This is a genomic window from Rhodococcus sp. AH-ZY2 (assembly GCF_030916465.1).
In the GTDB taxonomy this organism is placed as follows: domain Bacteria; phylum Actinomycetota; class Actinomycetes; order Mycobacteriales; family Mycobacteriaceae; genus Rhodococcus; species Rhodococcus ruber.
Genome location: NZ_CP126458.1, coordinates 4,069,212 through 4,087,785, shown reverse-complemented (window position 1 = coordinate 4,087,785; position 18,574 = coordinate 4,069,212). Strand labels below are relative to the sequence as shown.

21 protein-coding genes are annotated in these 18,574 nt (G+C 70.1%); 12 read left to right on the top strand and 9 right to left on the bottom strand.

Translation table 11 applies throughout. The annotated features are described in order from the left end of the window. Positions 1–421: 421 nt before the first annotated feature. Both QNA09_RS19640 and QNA09_RS19635 read left to right on the top strand, forming a co-directional pair. On the top strand, positions 422–736 hold the full coding sequence (locus QNA09_RS19640) for a helix-turn-helix domain-containing protein (protein ID WP_010593488.1): 315 nt from the start codon (positions 422–424) through the stop codon (positions 734–736). A 383-nt stretch (positions 737–1,119) separates the two neighbouring features. Beyond that, complete coding sequence (locus QNA09_RS19635; protein ID WP_010593487.1) at positions 1,120–2,058, top strand: ScbA/BarX family gamma-butyrolactone biosynthesis protein; 939 nt, start codon at positions 1,120–1,122, stop codon at positions 2,056–2,058. A gap of 17 nt (positions 2,059–2,075) precedes the next feature. Here QNA09_RS19635 and QNA09_RS19630 read toward each other — a convergent pair whose 3' ends face one another. Further along, positions 2,076–2,720: a ScbR family autoregulator-binding transcription factor gene (locus QNA09_RS19630; RefSeq protein WP_026137557.1), complete on the bottom strand. Its 645-nt coding sequence runs from the start codon at positions 2,718–2,720 to the stop codon at positions 2,076–2,078. A gap of 44 nt (positions 2,721–2,764) precedes the next feature. On the opposite strand from QNA09_RS19630, the gene QNA09_RS19625 reads away from it, so the two are divergent. The 4 genes from QNA09_RS19625 to QNA09_RS19610 all read left to right on the top strand — a co-directional run bounded on the left by QNA09_RS19625 (position 2,765) and on the right by QNA09_RS19610 (position 6,293). Continuing rightward, positions 2,765–3,733, top strand: a complete 969-nt coding sequence (locus QNA09_RS19625) for an NAD(P)-dependent oxidoreductase (RefSeq protein ID WP_268965743.1) — start codon at positions 2,765–2,767, stop codon at positions 3,731–3,733. Positions 3,734–3,810: 77 nt separating this feature from the next. Beyond that, on the top strand, positions 3,811–4,632 hold the full coding sequence (locus QNA09_RS19620; RefSeq protein WP_140188913.1) for an SDR family NAD(P)-dependent oxidoreductase: 822 nt from the start codon (positions 3,811–3,813) through the stop codon (positions 4,630–4,632). A gap of 25 nt (positions 4,633–4,657) precedes the next feature. Further along, positions 4,658–5,572, top strand: a complete 915-nt coding sequence (locus QNA09_RS19615) for a TIGR03619 family F420-dependent LLM class oxidoreductase (protein ID WP_017679821.1) — start codon at positions 4,658–4,660, stop codon at positions 5,570–5,572. A gap of 46 nt (positions 5,573–5,618) precedes the next feature. Next, positions 5,619–6,293: a hypothetical protein gene (locus QNA09_RS19610; RefSeq protein ID WP_228287113.1), complete on the top strand. Its 675-nt coding sequence runs from the start codon at positions 5,619–5,621 to the stop codon at positions 6,291–6,293. Between the two features lie 38 nt (positions 6,294–6,331). On the opposite strand, the gene QNA09_RS19605 is transcribed toward QNA09_RS19610, so the two are convergent. Continuing rightward, positions 6,332–7,171: a trans-aconitate 2-methyltransferase gene (locus QNA09_RS19605; protein ID WP_102031610.1), complete on the bottom strand. Its 840-nt coding sequence runs from the start codon at positions 7,169–7,171 to the stop codon at positions 6,332–6,334. A 49-nt stretch (positions 7,172–7,220) separates the two neighbouring features. Between QNA09_RS19605 and QNA09_RS19600 the strand changes: the two genes are divergently transcribed. Beyond that, entirely contained in the window at positions 7,221–7,805 is a 585-nt protein-coding gene (locus QNA09_RS19600; protein WP_010593480.1) for a helix-turn-helix domain-containing protein, read from the top strand. 87 nt (positions 7,806–7,892) lie between these two features. Here QNA09_RS19600 and QNA09_RS19595 read toward each other — a convergent pair whose 3' ends face one another. Both QNA09_RS19595 and QNA09_RS19590 read right to left on the bottom strand, forming a co-directional pair. Continuing rightward, positions 7,893–9,575: an alpha/beta hydrolase gene (locus QNA09_RS19595; RefSeq protein WP_017679825.1), complete on the bottom strand. Its 1,683-nt coding sequence runs from the start codon at positions 9,573–9,575 to the stop codon at positions 7,893–7,895. 296 nt (positions 9,576–9,871) lie between these two features. Next, complete coding sequence (locus QNA09_RS19590) at positions 9,872–10,369, bottom strand: GNAT family N-acetyltransferase (protein WP_230831744.1); 498 nt, start codon at positions 10,367–10,369, stop codon at positions 9,872–9,874. A gap of 425 nt (positions 10,370–10,794) precedes the next feature. Here QNA09_RS19590 and QNA09_RS19585 point away from each other — a divergent pair, with 425 nt between their 5' ends. From QNA09_RS19585 to QNA09_RS19565, 5 genes are all read left to right on the top strand, one after another. Next, on the top strand, positions 10,795–11,451 hold the full coding sequence (locus QNA09_RS19585) for a TetR/AcrR family transcriptional regulator (RefSeq protein ID WP_017679826.1): 657 nt from the start codon (positions 10,795–10,797) through the stop codon (positions 11,449–11,451). A gap of 29 nt (positions 11,452–11,480) precedes the next feature. Further along, positions 11,481–12,674, top strand: coding sequence for a hemerythrin domain-containing protein (locus QNA09_RS19580; RefSeq protein ID WP_017679827.1), 1,194 nt, complete (start codon positions 11,481–11,483; stop codon positions 12,672–12,674). A gap of 62 nt (positions 12,675–12,736) precedes the next feature. Beyond that, positions 12,737–12,961 (top strand): hypothetical protein, encoded by a 225-nt coding sequence (locus tag QNA09_RS19575; RefSeq protein WP_152693026.1) that lies wholly within the window; start codon positions 12,737–12,739, stop codon positions 12,959–12,961. Positions 12,962–13,148: 187 nt separating this feature from the next. Further along, positions 13,149–13,826 carry a hypothetical protein gene (locus tag QNA09_RS19570; protein ID WP_225222675.1) on the top strand — a complete coding sequence of 226 codons (678 nt, stop codon included), beginning with the start codon at positions 13,149–13,151 and terminating at the stop codon, positions 13,824–13,826. Positions 13,827–13,862: 36 nt separating this feature from the next. Continuing rightward, a complete protein-coding gene (locus QNA09_RS19565; protein WP_237658132.1) occupies positions 13,863–14,342 on the top strand; it encodes a hypothetical protein in 480 nt (159 codons plus the stop codon). A 227-nt stretch (positions 14,343–14,569) separates the two neighbouring features. Here QNA09_RS19565 and QNA09_RS19560 read toward each other — a convergent pair whose 3' ends face one another. The 5 genes from QNA09_RS19560 to QNA09_RS19540 all read right to left on the bottom strand — a co-directional run bounded on the left by QNA09_RS19560 (position 14,570) and on the right by QNA09_RS19540 (position 18,568). Continuing rightward, positions 14,570–15,097, bottom strand: a complete 528-nt coding sequence (locus QNA09_RS19560) for a nuclear transport factor 2 family protein (protein WP_064066562.1) — start codon at positions 15,095–15,097, stop codon at positions 14,570–14,572. Positions 15,098–15,110: 13 nt separating this feature from the next. Beyond that, entirely contained in the window at positions 15,111–15,569 is a 459-nt protein-coding gene (locus QNA09_RS19555; protein WP_010593471.1) for a nuclear transport factor 2 family protein, read from the bottom strand. Then, a complete protein-coding gene (locus tag QNA09_RS19550; RefSeq protein WP_010593470.1) occupies positions 15,566–16,444 on the bottom strand; it encodes a coniferyl-aldehyde dehydrogenase in 879 nt (292 codons plus the stop codon). Before QNA09_RS19550 ends, QNA09_RS19555 begins: the two co-directional genes overlap by 4 nt. A 43-nt stretch (positions 16,445–16,487) precedes the next feature. Next, entirely contained in the window at positions 16,488–17,627 is a 1,140-nt protein-coding gene (locus QNA09_RS19545; protein ID WP_040275000.1) for a 12-oxophytodienoate reductase, read from the bottom strand. Positions 17,628–17,815: 188 nt separating this feature from the next. Then, the gene (locus QNA09_RS19540) at positions 17,816–18,568 is read right to left on the bottom strand and encodes an SDR family NAD(P)-dependent oxidoreductase (RefSeq protein WP_026137560.1); all 753 of its coding nucleotides are present in this window, start codon (positions 18,566–18,568) and stop codon (positions 17,816–17,818) included. Between the last annotated feature and the right edge of the window lie 6 nt (positions 18,569–18,574).

The following is an 18,574-nucleotide window of genomic DNA, read 5'->3' as shown; positions in this document are numbered from 1 at the left end:
CGGCGGTGCGCTCATGGTGCCGCACCGGTCCGACAGGATCGAAGGGCGGCCTTGCGGCAGCCGAAAGAAACTGCAGTCGCAACAGTAGACTTTCGATAGCGCGGCCGATAATATCGAGGGCGTCAACGCGAAGGATCCGGAAGAGGGGCAACCGACGGGTTGCCGGCGAAGTTGAAGTTGCAGAGGGGTGGAGCCGCACTCGGTTCTGCGGCTCCACCCCGACGGCGCGACGGGGCGGACTCTGGGAGGCCGACCACGTCGCCACCGGAGAACAGAGCGAGAGGCTGGTGATGCGTATCCATCGGGATTGCGAACTCGTGTATGTCATTTCCTCGTGCCGGTCGAGGCCGGCATTGTCATAACCGTCACGAACCCCGGCGCTGCACGTGCCGGGGTTCCCTCTCGTAGCAACGAAGGGCACGTGGATCCGACCGACGACCGCACTCCCGCGGTCACCAACGAACTCGACAACGACGACTACCCTGCCTTCAGCATGGGCCGCGCCGCTGCGGCACTCGGCGTCACCCCCGCCTTCCTCCGTAGTCTCGATGCCCCCGGCCTCGTGGTTCCGCACCGTTCCGAGGGAGGCCACCGCCGCTACTCCCGCAACCAGCTCCGCATCGTCGCGCGGGTGCGGGAACTGGTCGACAGCGGCACGGCGGTGGACGCGGCGTGCCGCATCGTCTGCCTCGAGGATCAGCTCGCCGAAGCGCGGAGCCGGATTCCGAGTAATTAGAGCACCCGGGGCAACTGGAGCACCGGGTTCCGGCCGGGCGGGTACAGGCTCGATGCGGGGGGCAGACACGCCTCCGCGCCGCTGGGACTACCCCTCGTATAGTCCCGGCGACGCGGAGGTGCCGTGATCTCGGGTCGATCGGAAACACCCCTCCGCGTGCTCCACGGCCGACCCTTTTTGTTTCCCGACTGCACTACACGTTAGCATAAACCGGTCGATCGGTTTGTGGAGTTCGAAGAATTCATCCGAGCGATCGACGGGGGACGGAAACCGTTCCCCACGAGGGTGCCGGCTACCGGACGCGAGCGTCTCCCGATTCGTCCCGGTCGTCTATAGTCCCTCGATAAAAGCAGTCCGGCCGGTTTGCAATGAAAGAAGCGACAATGACCGTGGATGCGGACGCAGTGCCCCGGAACAGTCCCGTCCTCGGTTTCGAGTCGACGGTGCCCAGGCGGTACGTCCATCGGCAATCGGTGTCGGAGGTGTTCCTGACGGACTGCACGTCCGTCGGCGTCGCCCACCGATTCCTTCTGGGTGCCCAATGGCCACGGCTGCACGGTTTCTACCGGACCGAAACCGGCCGCTACGACGCCATGCTGATCGCCGAGACTCTGCGCCAGACGGCGATCTACTTGGGGCATACGCAGTATCGTGTGCCGCTCGGCCATCCGTTCGTCATGCAGACCCTGCGGGTGGACGCGGCGGTGGACGCGCTGGCCATCGGGGCCGGAGCCGCAGAGGTCGTGCTCGACGCCTCCCTCGACGACCCGGTCTATCGCGGCGGGTTGCTCTCCCAGTTCGACCTCACGGTGGTGTTCGCCATCGACGGACAGCGGGTGGGCACGGGAGAGGGGGTGGCCAACGTCCTCACCCCGGACGCCTACCAGCGGCTGCGCTGGAACGGCGCCGGCCCCCGCCGGATCGGGGATCCCGTCTGCCCCCCGCCGATTTCCCCCGTCGTCGTCGGCCAGTCCCGGCCCGTGGACGTCGTCCTCGGACCGCAGTACGCCGAGAACCGCTGGCGTCTGCGGGTCGACGATCGGCACCCCGTCCTGTTCGACCATCCCAGCGACCACGTGCCCGGAATGCTCCTCCTCGAAGCGTTCCGCCAGAGCGCCCGCGCCGCGTGCGGGTGTCCGGACGCGGATATCGCGCTCATCGAGGCCACCTATCACCGGTTCGTGGAACTGGACGAGCCCGCGAACGTGGTGGCGCGAATCGATGCGCACGATCCGTGGATCGTGCGCACCACCGTCGAGCAGTGGGGCGAGGTCCTGGCGAGCGGCGTCGTGCGGCTCGCGCCGGACCGGTCGCGATGCTGACCGCCGGCGACGTTCGTTCAGTCGCCGGACGGCGGCGTCCAGCGGGCCGCGCGGATCCGCGGCATCTCACCGTGGCGGTCGGCGGGCATCACGGCGGGCAGCAGCAGGATCCACATCTCGTCGAGGCGCTGCTCGAGATCCTGCCGGTGGGTGAGCACGTTGGACACGAGCTGGACACCGTTGTAGGCGGAGATCACGAACCGGGCCAGCATGGCCGCGTCGATCGTGTCGAGGATGTCGCCCTGGGCGATCGCCTGCTCGGTGAGCTTCTCGCAGGCGGCAATCCAGTCCAGGTACGGACCGGTGGGCCCGTCGGTGGCACTGAGTTCGAGGGTCAGACGGATTCCGGCCCGCACGATCGGCTCGTCGATCATCTGGCGCGCCATCTCGTGCGAGAGCATCACGATCTGTTCCAGCGCGGGAATGTCGAGGTTCGCGATGGCCTCGACCGCGGCGATCGAGATGCGATGCTGCTCCTCGATCACGACCTGCGCGAGCTCGTCCTTCGACCGGAAGTGGAAGTAGAGAGCACCCTTGGTGATACCCGAGCTCTCGACGATCGCCCCGAGGCTCGCGCCCTCGTAGCCCGATCGTTCGAAGTTCTCTGCCGCGCCCAGGACGATCTGCTGCCTGGTAGCCACCGCCCGCGCTTGCTGAGCCATCCGTCCTCACTCCGTTCCCACCCTGTGTTCCGACGAGGTGCATCGTGACGAACCCCATCGGGTTTCCCCCACCCGGCCGAATCGTACCCGCCGCCCCGGAATGCCGCCGCGACGAACCTTCGGCGCAGCACCCGCGAATCGCGGTGATCGGCGCGACCGGCTTCGTCGGCGGCGCCGTGCTGGCCGGGCTCACGGAGGCGGGTGTGCCCGGCACGGCCGTCGCGCGACGACCCGACGACGTGCCCGCCGCGGCGACGCGACGGATCGCGGCGGACCTGACCGAACCGCCGTCCCTGGGCACCGTGATCGCCGCCGCCGACGTGATCGTGCATGCGGCCTCGTACACCGGATCGGACCCGCAGACGTGCGACGAGGTGAACCGTGCCGGGACCGAGAACCTGCTGGCGGCAGCGAACCGACAGCACCGGCCCCACGTGATCTACGTCAGCACGATCGGAGTCTACGGACCGGGCCCGCACCGCGGCGTCGCCGAGGACGCCGTCGTGCCGAACCCGGTCTCGGTGCTCAGTGCGAGCCGGCTCGCGGCCGAGCTGGCCGTGCGGGACTACGGGGGCACGGTGGTGCGCGCCGCCTTCGTCCACGGACCCGGAGACCGCTGGTTCGTGCCCGGAATCGCGCAGATCCTCACTCGTCTCGGTGCGTGGGTCGAGGACGGACGCCCGTTGCTGTCGGTGATCTCGGTCGGTGATCTCGGCCGCCTGATCGCGGCACTCGCGGTTCGCGGCACCCGTCCCGGGGCCGGCGGCGCTGTCCTGCATGCCGCCCACCCGGAGCCGGTGAGTGTGCGCGCACTCGCCTCGGCCGTCGCGCGCGACGCCGGATTCGACCTGCCCAGCACCAGTCTCGGGTACGACGAGGCCGTGGCCCTCGCGGCGGAGCGGGGACTGACGGAGCGGCACATCGATCTCGCCGGTCACGACCACTACTACGACGCGACGCGCATCTGGCGGGAGACCGGGCTGCGCGTGCCACCCCCGGCCTTCACTCCGTAAGGGGTGGGCACGGCGCCGTTCCCGGCCACCGGGAAACCGCCGGATGCCGCCGGGGCGGGACGGCTACCGTCGCGACGGTGACCACCGTGCCGAGCTCGAACACTCCGTCGCATCCACTGCTGTCCGGACGGACCGCGGTCGTCACCGGAGGAGCGAACGGCATCGGCGCGGCCGTCGTGCGGTTGTTCGCCGAGCACGGTGCCCGCGTCGTCCTCGTCGACACCGATCGCCGGGCGGCCGAGCAGCTCGCCGCCGAAGTACCCGCCGCGGTTCCGATCGTCGGTGACGCAGCGGACCCGGCGGTCGCGACGGAGGCCGCCGCCCGTGACCCGGACGTGCTCGTCAACAACGTCGGCGACTTCCTCCGCGCCGCGACGCCCTTCGCGGAGGCCGACGAATCCGAGTGGGAAGCCCTCGCCCGCGTCAACCTCGACCACGCCCTGCGGATGACCCGCGCCGTCCTTCCCGGCATGATCGACCGGGGGAGGGGCGGTTCCGTCGTCAACGTCACCACGGTCGAGGCGCACCGGGGCATTCCCGGGCACGTCGTGTACGGCACGTACAAGGCCGGGCTACGGCACTTCACCCGCAGTCTCGCCCTCGAGGTCGGCCGGCACGGCATCCGGGTGAACGCGATCGCACCCGACCTGATCGAGACGCCGCAGGTGCCGTACGAGCGGCTCGTGCCCGAGGCGGACCGGCACCGCTGGCCGGGCTGGGCGCCGCTCGGCGGTCCGGGCCGGCCCGAGGACGTCGCCGGGCCGGCTCTGTTCCTCGCCTCCGACCTCTCCCGCTACGTGACGGGGTCCACGGTGCACGTCGACGGTGGCAGCTACGCGGCCGGCGGCTGGTTCGCCCGCGCCGACGGATCGTGGACCAATCGTCCCCTCGCGCCCTGATCCCTACCACCGAAGGACCTTTCGCGTGAATCCTCCCACCCTGAGCGTCAACCTCCCCAACTTCGGCGACGTGCTGGCCCGCGACAACTACGCCCACCTCGTGGACGTCGCGGTCCGGGCGGAGGAGAGCGGGGTGGACCGGGTCAACGTCACCGACCACGTCGTGATGGGGTCCGACACCTCCGGTTACGCGTGGGGACCGTTCGCCACCGAACCCGATGCGATGTGGCTCGAACCCATGACCGTGCTGGCGGTGATCGCCGGCCGGACCCGCACGATCCGCCTCGGCACCGGCGTGATCATCGCGGCGTTGCGGGGCGCGGCCGTGCTCGCCAAGACCGCGGCCACCCTGGACCACCTGTCCGGCGGGCGGCTCGACCTGGGCGTCGGAACCGGCTGGCAGGAGAAGGAATACGAGGCGGCCGGGTTGAGCTTCCGCGAGCGCGGGCCGCTGCTCGACGACACGCTCGCCGCCTGCCGGGCCCTGTGGGAGCACGCCCCGGCCTCGGTGCAGCGGCCCAGCGTGGCCTTCACCGAGGTGTACTGCTCGCCGCGCCCCGGAGACCGGCGGATCCCGGTCTGGGTCTCGGGATCGTTGTCGAAACCGGTGATCCGCCGGCTCGCCCGATGGGGCGACGGGTGGATCCCGATCATGGGTGCCGGACCGGACGAGCTGCAACGGGGCCGCGACCTGCTCCGTGCCGCGCTCGAGCGGGAGGAACGCGACCCCGACCACCTGCAGATCCGCGGGCGGCTGCAGGTGGTGCACGAGGCGAGCGGCGAGATCGCCGTGCCGGAGACCGCTCGGGCGGTGAAAGAGCTCCTTGCCGTCGGCGTCACCGATGTGATGGTCCCGCTGACCATGGTGCATCCCGATCCGGACCGGGCCGCGGACCGGCTCGCGACGCTCGTCACGGTGCTGCGGGAGGCGGCAGCCTAGAGCGACGGTCCCACCACGACCTGCGGTGCGGTGGCATCATGCCGGGGTGGAACGTGCATGGATGCAGCCGCTCGCCGAACTCGGCGCGGGCACTGTCACCGCGCTGGTCCCCGACACCCTCGTCGACCTGCTCGGCCGCGGTCTCGCCCTCCGGTACGCCGGCCGTCCGGTCGAGACGACCGTGCAGGGAGCGCCGCTGCGTGCCGTCGTCGACGGCGTCCGAATCCGTCGTGACCGCGCGCATCTGCGCGCCCGCGTGCGGCTGAGCCGACTCGACTGGGACGACCGGCGCATCGACAGCCTGACGGTGACCGCACACGGGCTGCGGATCGTGCCGGGCTTGTCCACCCGGATCAGCGCGGCGCGTCTCGACGTGCAGGGCGTCGCACCGATCACCGTCGTGCTGGACTGGTTCAACTCCCTCGACACGCCGTGGCGGCTGAGTCGCGGGGACGACATCCGCGCCGATCACCGTCGGCTGAACGTCAGCGCCGTCGTGGACGGGGCGGTCGTCGACGACGTCGCCTACGTGGAGTTGCTGCGCCTGCGCTGCTACGGCCTGCTCGTACCGGTCGTCGCGGCTCGGCGGGTTCCGTTGCCGCCGTTGCCGGCCGGGATTCGCAAGGTGTACGCCGCCCGACGAGGCGACGACGTGCGGTTCGGTTTCGAGATCGCGGACGTCGACGGTGTGCTGCCCTTCGGGGACAGGCCACGCAGGTAGTCGCGCACTGTTCGCCCTCCGAAGCGGACGGTGTCGGGTCAGGGCCGCCGGGCGGCCCACGCCGTGCGGACGCTGCGGACCGTCAGATCCGGTCGCCGCGCCAGGTGTTCGGGGCTGCCGGGCGACAGCAGGCGATCGAGCCGGTCGAGGTCGTCCCTGTCCAGTCGATCGTCGAGCGCGTCGCGGATGCGGGCCAGGTAGGTCGATGCGTACCGCACCGTGTTCGATTGTGCCGCAGTGGCTTCCGTCGAGAACCGTTGCCGGTCGACGACCTCGAACCCGGCGCGCTCGAGGTGGGCGTGCCAATCGGGGTGGGCGTTCCACCCTGCCTCCGTGAGCGCCCGAAGGCAGCGCTCCTCGAGGCCGGGCCGGTCCTGTCCGGTGTCGTCGGGCAGGAAGCGCGGCAGCTCGTCCATCTCGACGACGACGAGCAACCCGCCGGGCGTCAGGCCGGCGTGGAGGTCGCGCAGCACCCGATCCGGGTCGGCGACCTCGTGCAGCGACGAGGCCGCCCACGCGAGGTCGACCTCGTCGACCGGAAGCCGGGTGGTGTCCAGGTCGGCGAGGACGGTCCGGATGCGTTCGGCGAGGCCGTGTTCGCGGGCGGTGGCGCGGACGCGGTCGAGCATCGATGCCGACCGGTCGACCGCGACGATCTCCGCGTCGGGGAATCGACGGGCGAGAGCCACGCTGCCGGTTCCGGTTCCCGCCCCCACATCGGCGATCACCCGGGGACGGACCGGGGCGTACGGTTCGGCCCACGCCGTCACCTCGTCCAGATACGCGCCGAGCACCTCGGCGTCGAGGTCGAGGAGGTCCGCCAGGCCGGCCTCGTGATGCGTGTGCGGGTGGCCCGGAGAGTGGGTGTGGTGCGTCATGTCGCTCACGGTAGCGGCCGTGGTGCCTATGACGCATACCATCTTGCGTATGACGCAAGATCTGGACGCCGTGATCCGCCGCCGCATCCGCAGCCTGCGCCTGGCCCGCGGCTGGTCGCTCGATTCGCTGGCGGCCCGCTGCCGGCTCAGCCCGTCGACGCTGAGCCGCATCGAGACCGGCAACCGCCGGATCGCTCTCGATCAACTGGTGCCGATCGCCCGGGCCCTGGGCACCACGCTCGATCAGCTCGTCGAATCCGCCGAGGACGAGGACGTGGTGATCCGGCCGCAGCCCGAGCACATGCCCGGGGTGACGACGTGGCTGCTGTCCCGGGAGCGGGCCCTGCACGGCGTGACGGTGGCCAAGATGCGCATCACCCCCGACCGGCCCACCGGAACCGGTGCGGCGGCGGTGCATCCGGGCCGGGAGTGGTTCACCGTGCTCGCCGGCACGGCCCGGCTGCAATTGGGCGAGCGGACGGTGCTGGTGCGGACCGGCGAGGCCGCCGCGTTCTCGACGATGGTCCCGCACGTCATCGGTGCCCACGACGGTCCGGTGGAAATTCTCACGATCTTCGACCACGACGGCGAGCGTGCCCACCTCCACGGTGAGCACGGCTCGTCGCGGCCGTGACGCCGGCGCTACCGCGACATCACCGACGGCCCCTCGGCCCCGACATGCATCGTGTCGTCACCGAGATGTGATCCGTGAGAGACACGTTCAGTCGGGGGGTAGGTCGCGTACGTATCGGCCGGGGGCGGCCTCGAGTGGGGGATGCCGGGCACTGCCGGGCGCGCTCGGCGCGGGCATCTCCTCCCCGCTGTGGGCGAGCACCCAGTCGGCCCAGGCCTGCCACCAGCTGCCCTGCTGCCGCTCGGCGCCCTTCAGCCAGGCATCGGGGTCCGGGCCCGGTGTGCCACCGGTCCAGTAGTGCGCCTTCGGGTTGCCGGGCGGGTTGACCAGGCTGGCGATGTGCCCGGAGAAGCTGAGCACGAACTCGGTGTCGCCGCCGAGCAACTCGGTGGTGCGGTAGCAGTTGCGCCACGCGGTCAGGTGATCGGCGATCGCGCCCGAGACGAAGGTGGGTACGGTGATCGACGTCAGGTCGAGGGGCGTGCCCAGCACGGTGAACGCGCCGGGTTCGACGAGCAGGTTGTCCCGGAAGAGGTCGAGGAACTGCCCGTGCAGGGCGCCGGGCAGGTTGGTGCCGTCGGCGTTCCAGGCGAGGATGTCGAAGGCCGGCGGGGTGCGCCCCATGAGGTAGTTGTTGACCACGTAGTTGAACACCAGATCGTTCGGGCGCATCCAGGTGAACGCCGAGCCCATGTCCCGGGCGCTGATGAGGCCCTTGCGGCGGGACCGGCCCTTGGCGAACCGGATCAGGGCAGGCCGGGCGAACGCGCCGAGCAGTGCCGGATCGCCGAAGTCGAGCATCGTCACCGCATACGCCATGCTGTGCACCCGGTCGTCGCCCCGGGCGGCCAGATGGTTGAGCACCGTGGTGGCGAGGATCCCGCCGGCGCAGAAGCCGATCAGATTCACCTCGTCGCTGCCGGTGATCTCCCGTACCTCGTCGATCGCGCGCAGCACCCGCCCGGCGTAGGTGTCGAAGTCCCAGTCACCCTGCTCGGCGGTGGGATTGCGCCACGACAGCAGGAAGGTCTGCTGGCCCCGGCCGACGCTGTACTCGACGAAGCTGCGTCCCGGGCGCAGGTCCAGGAAGTAGTACCGGCCGATGGGCGGGGGCACCACGAGCACCGGCCGGCGGCGGACCGTCGCCGTGGTCGGGGTGTACTGCAGCACCTCGGCGACCTCGTCGCGGGAGATCACCGCCCCCGGGGTCACCGCCAGGTCGGTGCCGACGGTGAAGGCGCCGCGTCGGACCATCGACGGCATGCCCCGGTTCTCGACCACATCGGAGACGAAGTGCTTCGTGCCGCGCACCAGGCTGAGGCCGGCGGTGTCGAACGCCTCCTTCAGCGCGGCGGGGTTGGTCCACAGGTAGTTCGTCGGCGCCAGGGCGGCGGTGAGGATGTCGGCGGCGAATTTGGCCTCGGCGGCCCGGCGTGGGTCGATGCCGCGGCCGACGTCGGCGACGACGCCGTCGACGGCGTCGGTGGCGGCCAGGTAGGTCTGCTCGAGCCGGCGGTAGGCCGGGTGCGTGCTCCACGCCGGATCGGCGAACCGGCGGTCCCCCTCGGCGGGGGCCACCGTGGATCGACCGGCGGCGATCTTCGCCAGTTCCTTGCCGAACGCCGCGCCGTGCCGGGCCACGGTCCGGCCGTGACCGAACACGTCGGCCAGGGCACCGACGGCCGCCCCGAGCCGCGGCGGCGCGACGTCCTCGCCGCCGCCGATCGACTCCTCGACGCTGTCCCCGATCACCGATCGTGTCTGGGTCATCTCGCGCCTCCCTTCGACACCTGGATTGTCGCACCGGATCGGTGTCCCAGCGGCCGGGTATTGCGTGGGCGACAGGTGCAGTCGTCGGAACCGGGCCACTCGGGCCGGTACCGGCCGTGCCGGGCCCCCGTCCGGTGATCGTGACAAGCGTCCAGTTCGCAATCACGTCCACGTGTTACGAGCCGGTCGGCGGGGCGCCACCGCCACTCGGGGCGGAGTCGTTGTTGCATGTGCGGTGGCAAGTGATGCCCGCATCGGGCGGCGTGTGCGCATCACTTGCTCGGTATGAGGGGCAGCTATCGGACGAGTCGGACCGCGACCAGAGGGGCGTGCGGGAAGATCTTCTCCGTACCGTCGGGCATGAACCCGTTACGGCGATAGAAGCTGTGGGCGCGGGGATTGTCCTCGGCAACCCACAGTTGAGCGGGTTCTCCGACGAGAACGGCATCGAGAAGTAGTTGCCCGGCACCGCTTCCGTGGTGTTCGGGGAGGAGATAGAGGGTGTAGAGCTGGAGGTCTCGGACGGGGTCGTCGTCCTCGATCGGTGGGCCGGCAGCAGCGAACCCGACGATGTCTCCGTGTGTTTCGGCGACGCGGAGTCGTGGCGGACGGTGCAGCCCGTTCAGTACGGAGCGCCACATGGCTGTGCGCTGCTCGAGCGCGGTGGCGTCGAAGTACGAGCTGGGGAGGAGGCTGCCGTAGGTTGCCTGCCAGGTGGCGACCTGCACTCGAGCGATCGCCTCGGCATCGGCGGGCTCCGGTTCCCGCACGTGAAACCTCGCAGCCTCCTGCACGGTTCGAGACTACCGTTCGTCCCGAACATGACGGCGCAGACGTGCATCGCTCCGTCTACGGACGTCCGGAACTGTCTGGCGCTCACCGTGGGGCCCGACGCTCGAGGGCACCGGCCGCGGCGACAGCGACCACCCTTCGGCCGCGGGGCGTGAGTTCGAGTTCGGCACCCCGATCGGGGAGCCGGCGATCACCACGGATCTGTTGCTGCACCGGCGTGGTGCAGTGTATGTCACTGTGTGCGAACGGGATTGCGGCCGACCGGCCGTCGAACAGTCGATGGTCCGTTCGGCCGTCCCGGACCACTGTGCCGCCCGACCCAGGGTGACGAAAGGGGTGGTGCTATGGATGTATTCGGATTCGAGTGGGGCCCGGAAATCACTGGAACAGTATTGTATCGAAAACGCGTACGTTCTAGAATAGGGGTATGGCCACGGTCGAGTACGACTCGACGGCCGGCGGCTCCGGAACTCGCCGGTACCGCTCTTCGCTGCGCCGGATGCAGGCAGCCCAGACGCGGAGGGTCGTGCTCGAGGCCGCCACCCGCTTGTTCGCCGAGCGCGGCTGGGTCGGCACCGGGATGCGCGAGGTCGCGCGGACCGCCGGGGTGTCCGTCGAAACCGTCTACGCAACGTTCGGATCCAAGGCGGATCTGTTGAAGTCGGCGCTGGACGTCGCCGTCGTCGGCGACGACGCGCCGGTGCCACTGGCCGCCCGGCCCGCCTACACGGAGATCGGTTCCGGACGAACGACCGGCGAGCGCATCGAGATCACCGCGCGCATGATTGCCCTGATCAACGAGCGCCTCCATCGCCTGGCCGCGGCACTGCGCCAGGGGGCGACGGTCGATCCCGCGCTCGCCGCGGTGGTTGCCGATCTGGAGCGGCAACGCAGGCTCTCGATCGCCGACGTCGCCGGCGTGATTCTGGGCCGCCACCCGGATCCCGGTCAGGTCGACGAATTGTGGGTTCAGGCCGGGGACCAGGTCTACGCCCTTTTCATCGAAGGATGCGGCTGGAGTCGGGTCCGCTACGAGGCGTGGCTCATCGACCGCATCGAAGAAATTCTCGATCGCCCGGGGTGAGACTCGGGTGCCCATGGCTGGAGACGAACATGACAACCGACACTCTGCCCCCCGCCGACACGCGGATCATGCGTGTCGTGCACAGCGCGCTGCGCCGCGATCTGACGCGCGCCGCCCAGGTACTGCGTACCGCGCCTGCGCCCGAACGGACCCAGCGGGTCGCCCTGGCCGATCATCTGGTGTGGATGATGCAGTTCCTGCACCTGCACCACAGCGGCGAGGATCAGGGACTGTGGCCCCTGGTGCGCGCCGTGAACCCGGCCGCCGAGGCCCTGCTCGACGAGATGGACGCCGACCATGCGCGGATCGGCCCCGAGATCGAACGGGTGACCGCTGCGGCCACCGACTACCGTGCCGATCCCGCGGCCCGAGAAGATCTGGTGCATGCCCTCACCGCACTCGAACAGGTACTGCTGCCGCATCTGCAGCGCGAAGAGGACGAGATGATGCCGGTCGTCGCCCGGACCCTGACCCGTCGTCAGTGGGACGAGGTGGAGCAGAAGGTGTTCATTGCCTCGAAGACGAAGCGGGAGTTGGGGATCGAAGCTCACTGGGTGGTCGACGGGGTCGATCGGGAAGACTACGACGTCGCCGTCGGCAAGGTCGGCCCCGCTACTCGGTTCCTGCTGCGGCATGCGTTCGCACGACCGTATCGGCGGGCATGCGCCGCTCGGTGGGGCGCCGACGTCGATGTCGGCCCGCGGCTGCACCGGCCGCCCCGCACCGAGGGGTCGGTGGAACTGCGGATCGACACCCCGGCCCGGCAGCTGTACGACGCGGTCGCCGACGTCACGCGCATCGGGGAGCGCAGCCCCGAGTGCCGCAGCTGCGAGTGGCTGCCGGGACGATCGCCGGGGACGGTGGGGGCCCGCTTCCGCGGACGCAACCGCGCCCATCACACCCGATGGTCCCGGGTCTGCGAGGTGACCGCCGCCGATCCTGGCGAGAGGTTCGAATTCCACACCGTCTCGGACCGGCGCAACCCGCTCTACCACGACTCGACCACCTGGTCCTACGTGTTCCGGACCGACGGTGACGGGACCCGGGTGACGCACTCGTACCGGATCGACGTACTGCCGTACCGCCCCCTGCTCGCGCTCTACTCCCGCCTGCATCCGCAGCACCAGGACATGCGGCCACAGATGCGACAGAACCTGGAGACGCTGCGGCGGCAGGCCCGCGCCGGCACGCCTACAGGGCCGACTCCTGCCTCATACACCTGACGCGCATGCCACGCCGATCTGTCCGAAGGGTGCTACGAGGGCTCGGTGCCCTGATCCTGCCGGTGCGACATTTTCGACGTGCACTCCACGAAGGCGCCGACCGCGTCCGCGGTCTGCTCCCGATGGTGTTCGCGGCCGGCCCGGCGAACCGGTCGGACGGCTTCCTCGAGCTGAACCTGCTCGCGTGCGAGGGGTGCATCGATCCCGACGACGAGGAGATCGGCGCGGTGTGGGCCGCCGTGGACCGAGCCGACCGGAAGCTCGCTCCCCGGCAGCATCTGGCGTGACCCCCGGTTCGTCCCGACCGGTGCCGCGATCGAGGCGCTCCCGCGTGGCATCCCCCATGTCGTGCCATGTTCGACGGCCCGGTGCGAGTGGGGATCCGCCTGCGCTGCAGAGGTGGAATAGAAACGGGATTGAAGTGGAAATATTGCGTTATATGGTCGCAGTCGAGACTATATATGAGTGAAGGAGATGTCGGTAGCGGCCGCAGCTGTCGAACTGGGAGTCAGCAGGCGACAGGTCGCCCGCTTGGCTCGCGCCGGCGAAGTGGTGGTAGCGCGTGAGATCGGTGACATGCTGCTCCTGGATGCCGGCTCGGTGCACCGTCGTGCACAGTTGCGCCCGGTCCGCGGGCGGCCCTGGAACGAAGACGTCGCCTGGGCGGCGTTGACGCTGCTGTCCGGGGAGGACGTGGACTGGATACCGGCGGCGCAGATGGCCCGGCTCAAGCACCGGCTCCGGCGATCCAGCGCGCAGGAAGTCGCATTTCTCGCGCGTCGCCGTGCGGCGGTTCATCGCATGCGTGGATGGGCCGGCAGCGCGGCGAACCTCTCCGAGTATCTGGTGCTGACCGGCGCAAGCGCGCTGGTACGACGCCCCGTCGCGAGCAAGTTCGGTTTGGCTGCGAGCCGGAGAGGAATCGACGGATATGTACTGGCGGAGGAGTACGACGGTCTTGTCGATCACTTCGGTTTGACCGTCGACGGGGATGGTGACATCACTGTGCGGGCGGTGACGATCGCGGATGCCTTTCGTGGGGGAGAGGTGCCGCTGGCAGCTGTCGCAGTGGATCTGATGGACTCTCTCGACACTCGCGAGCGTAGCGCCGGCACGCGGGTGCTACAGAATTTGCTCGATGACGTCCGGTGACCGGCCGAGATGGGAAGTGCCGGCTCCTGTCGGCGGGTGGACGCCGCCGTGACCCCAGGTAGCGGAACTGTCCCGGACGATCTCGCGCCCCGTCATCGACCGAAGGTGGCCGGCCGTGAGGTATTCGCCGTGCCTGCAGGAACTTCGGCTCTCCGCAAGACCGTCGACTGCATCGTCGAGTACGACGACGGATCGATCCGGCTGAGCGTTCCTGACGTCCTCGGTGCGCTGGTGCTGAAAGGTGCTGCCTACAAGGAGGACGCACGGGACCGAGCGCGGCACCTCGACGACGCGGTGGTGTCGGCGTGTGCGATGAGCGATCCGTTGGGCGACAGCCTACGCATGGAAGGCAGTGATCGTGGACGGGTCCGGGTCTTGGCCGACGCATTGGCCGCAGAGTCGCATCCGTCCTGGTTGCAGGTTCCCGAACAGTTCCGAAGTCAGGGGTACCACGCACTTCTTCGAGTGGTCGAAGAGCCGAAGCCTGTTCCGCCGCAGCGGAGACTGGGGAGGTAGGGGCGAGCGCAATGTGCTCGGTGGCAGCAATTCCGTTGCTCTGGGACGATTTCCGCCAGAGACGTCACGAAGCCGTTCCACGTGCGCTGCCCTCGGCTCCGCAAGAGAATTGCTGAGCCATCCGTGGCGTGTCGACGAGGACCGAGAGCCGGTGAACCGACGAGACGCGTTACCGCGAAAGGCGCTCCGTCACCATCTCGATCCCCGAGACGGCAACCGGCGAAGTCCTACCGGAGCGGCTTCAGAAAGTCGAAGAACCCGGGTGTGTGCACCTGCCGCAGCCGGGTGAGCTTGCGGTAGCTGATCAACCACACGCCGTCGACCTTCCGGTACTCCTCGTGGTAGTGGCCCCAGCCGTGCAGGTGTTCCTCGACGGTCCCGTTCGTCCACCACAGTTCGTCCTCCATCGCCCAGATGCCGGTCGCGGTGGTGTCGCCGGTGAGGGTGATCTCGGGAGTGTGACCGTGGTGCGCACTGGTGACCGGAGTGCCTCCGTCGAGCAGGTTCTCGATGGCGCGCCGCAACGGTTCGCGGCCCACGACCCGATTGGACCGTCCACCGGTGCGCGGCTGGGTGTCCTCGGGCAGACCGCCCCAGGTCTCGCTCACCACGTCCTCGGTGTGCAGGGTGGGGTACAGATCCCACTGCTTGGTGTCCATCACCCGCAGCCGTGCGGCGAAGAGCCGCTTGATCTCCTCGACGGCCAGCAGTTGTTCCGCGGCGCTCGGTGTCAGGCCCGCGTCGGTCTGTGTCACGAAGGTTTCCCCCTCACTCGGATCGGAGCAACGTCACTTCACGGTCGGCGGTGAGATCGACGACCAGTTCCCGGCGCGAGATGCGCCAGCCGTCCGGCTCGCGCCGGTACTCGTCCCGATAGCGGACGGACACCGTGTAGTCCCGGTAGCCGTCGCCGCTCGGGTACACGTGGTGCGCCTCGCAGTACAGCTCGCCCCGGGCGCGGTCGCCGTCGAGGTCGATCACGTGCTGGCCGAGGACGTGGCGTGTGGAGTGCAGGTGCGCGACCGCGGCGAGCACCCCGTCGGCGATCGGTCCGGCACCGGTGAGCACCGGGTCGTGTCCGCGACGGACCAGCCCGGGCGGCTGCACGAACTCGGCGTCGTCGGTGAAGAGCGAACGCAGCACGGCCGGCTCGCGGCGGTCGACGGCACGGGCGTACCGTGCGACGACGTCCGTGAGCGCGAGGCGATCCTCGAGTGGGCTGCTCATGCGGGCATTCTCCATCGCTCGACGTCCGGCGCGCGCTCGTCGTCCCACTGATCGGTCGGCGACGAGGCCGCTCCGGGGCGGGTGAAGCGCAGGACCGGGCAGCTGCCCGGGTGGTCGGCGACGGTCACGACGAGACCGGGGTGGTCGGTGACGGCGGGCAGCAGCGCGGCGTACGTCGTCGCAAGCGCGTCGGCGAACGTGCGCCGGTGCGGACTCACCGGTCCCGCAGCGCCGGGGCGCAGCACGGACGTCGTCGCGGTCCCGCCGGGCGGCGACGCGTGGTGCTCGCCGGTGACCACGACGTGGTCGAAGCGGTCGGCGGTGATCTGATCGTCGTGGTTCTCGATCCCGACGAGCACCGCGATGTGGGCGGGGTCGAGGAGGGACTCGGCGGCGTCCGCCAGCACTCGCACCGTGCGCGGCAGCCCGTGGGCCGGCATCAGCACGGCGCGGTGGCCGGTGCCGATCGCGCTGACCCACGGTCCCAGCAGCGAGAACAGGGGTGCGGTGCGGCTTCCCACGATGGCCACCGTCCCGGCGTCGTGGTGCGGGCCGCAGTGCCACAGCGCCCCCGACGGCCCGGGTATCCGGTAGGTGGGCCGACCGGCGCTACCCCAGCCTTCCAACGACTCCCGCACCCGGTGCAGTGCCGTCAGGGACGTGAGGATGTCGTCCATGACCACGTGGGTCGGCAGTTGTCCGTCGAAGTCGGCGTGGACCGCCTCGGTGAGCGGCTTGTGGTGCTGCACGAGCAGATCGATCATGGCGCGGACGGGCCGGACCCGGTGGCCCGGATCGGTGGCCGACGCCGTGGACGGCGTCCGGCGCTGCCGATCGAGCACAGCGGAAAGTTGCTCGGGGAACGAGGATCCCATGGAGGCCTCCTGTCGTCACCGCCGCGCACCCGCCCCGTTCGGGTCAGGTCAGCGACGCTTCGTGGATCGCGCGGTCGAATTCGGGCAGCGGCCCCCCGGCTTGCAGGGTGGTCGCGAGGGCCGGGTCGGCCAGGTGCAGGCGGCCGACGGCGATCAGGTCGAATTCGCCGCTGTCGATCCGTCGTTCCACCTCGTGGACGTTGTCGTCGATCGGTGCCGAGCCGCTGATCCGGCTCTCCCGCAGCGACTTGCCGATGCCGACGCTGCCGACGGCCATGGTGGTCACGCCCGTCAGCTGCTTGGCCCAGCCGGCGAGCGAGAGGTCGCTGCCCTCGAAGGCGGGGGTGTCGAAACGGCGGATGCTCGCGTCGAGGATGTCGACGCCGGCCTCGACGAGAGCGCCGAGGATCACCTTCAGCTCGTCGGGCGTCTCGGCGATGCGCGCGGTGTAGTTCTGCTGCTTGTGCTGCGAGAAGCGGAACACGATGGGCAGATCGTCGCCGATCTCGGCGCGGATGGCCGCCACGACGGCCGCGGGGAATCGGGTGCGCCGCTCGAGGTCACCGCCCCACGCGTCGGTCCGGGTGTTGGTGCCCTCCCACAGGAACGAGTCCAGCAGGTAGCCGTGCCCGCCGTGCAGCGCGATGCCGTCGAATCCGGCCTCGGCGGCTGCGGCGGCGGCGCGAGCGTAGGCCGCGATCACGTCGGCGATGTCCTGCTCGGTCATCGCCTCCGTCGGCCGGGTGGCCCACGCGACGTAGTCCTCCGGGTACGAGGTGATGCCCAGGGCGCCCCAGCTGCCCGACGGACGCATCGGCTTCAGTGCGGGATCGACCGCGCTCATCGCGCCCCACAACGGTCCGACGTGCCACAACTGCGGGACGATCCGGCCCCCGGCGTCGTGTACTTCGTCGACGACCCGGCGCCACCCCGCGAGTGCCTCGGTGCCGTGCATGCGCGGAACACGCGGATTGTCCACGGCCGTCGGGTGATCGATGGCGACACCCTCGGTGACGATCAGGCCCGTCCCACCCGCGGCCCGCCGCCGGTAGTAGGCGGCGACGTCCTCACCCGGCACACCGTCGATCGAGTACGACCGCGTCATCGGTGACATCACGATGCGGTTCGCCAACTCGAGCGAACGCACACGGAGCGGGCGGAAGAGCGGGGAGGAGGAAGCCATGCGGTCGAAACCCTCTCTCGGACGGTACGGACGTGGCTGCCGTGCGGCAGACCGGATATGGATGCGGCCCGCCGGCCGGGTACGACACCGGCCGGCGGGCCTGTAGGACGCAGATTTCCACGCGGCACCGCCCCTGTCGATCGGGTGTCCCACTCAGTGCGATGGAACCCGGCGCGAGAGAACCCCGCTCACCGCAGCTTGATGCTGCCCCCGTCGGCCATCAGCGTCTGCCCCGTCATGTACTTCGAGTCGTCGGAGGCGAGGAACACCACCACCGGCGCGATGTCCGTCTCCGGGTCGCCGATGCGCTGCAACGGCACCTTCGCCGCCGCGGCGGCCGCCCGGTCGGGGAACGCCTGCTGCCAGGCCTGCACGCCTTCGGTCGCGGCGAACGGGCACACGACGTTGACGCGGATGCCGTCGGCGGCCCATTCGTTCGCGGCCACCCGGCTGACCGCCCGGATCGCCTCCTTCGCCGCCGCGTACGACGTCTGCGTCGGCATGCCGTCGAGGGCGGACCCGGAGCCGAAGTTGACGACGGAACCCCGGGCCTGCTTGAGCTGCGGGTAGCAGGCCTGCATGAGGTGCACGGTGGGGTAGAACCCCGTGCCGAACGACAGCTCGAACATCTCCGGGGTGTGCTCGACCAGCAGTGCCTGGCGCGACGCGTGCGCGTTGTTGACCAGGATGTCGATGCCGCCGAACGCCGCGACGGCGGCGTCGCGGATCTGGTCCGCGCTCTCGCGCCGGGAGATGTCGGCCTGCAGGAACTTCGCCTCACCGCCGGCCCCGGTCAGCTCGGACTCGAGCGCGCGCCCCCGATCGTCGTCGACGTCGACGAACAGCACGCGGGCGCCCTCGCGGACGAACACGCGGGTCACCGCGCGGCCGATCCCGCCCGCACCGCCGGTGACGACGGCGGTCTTCCCGCGCAGTTTCACGGCCAC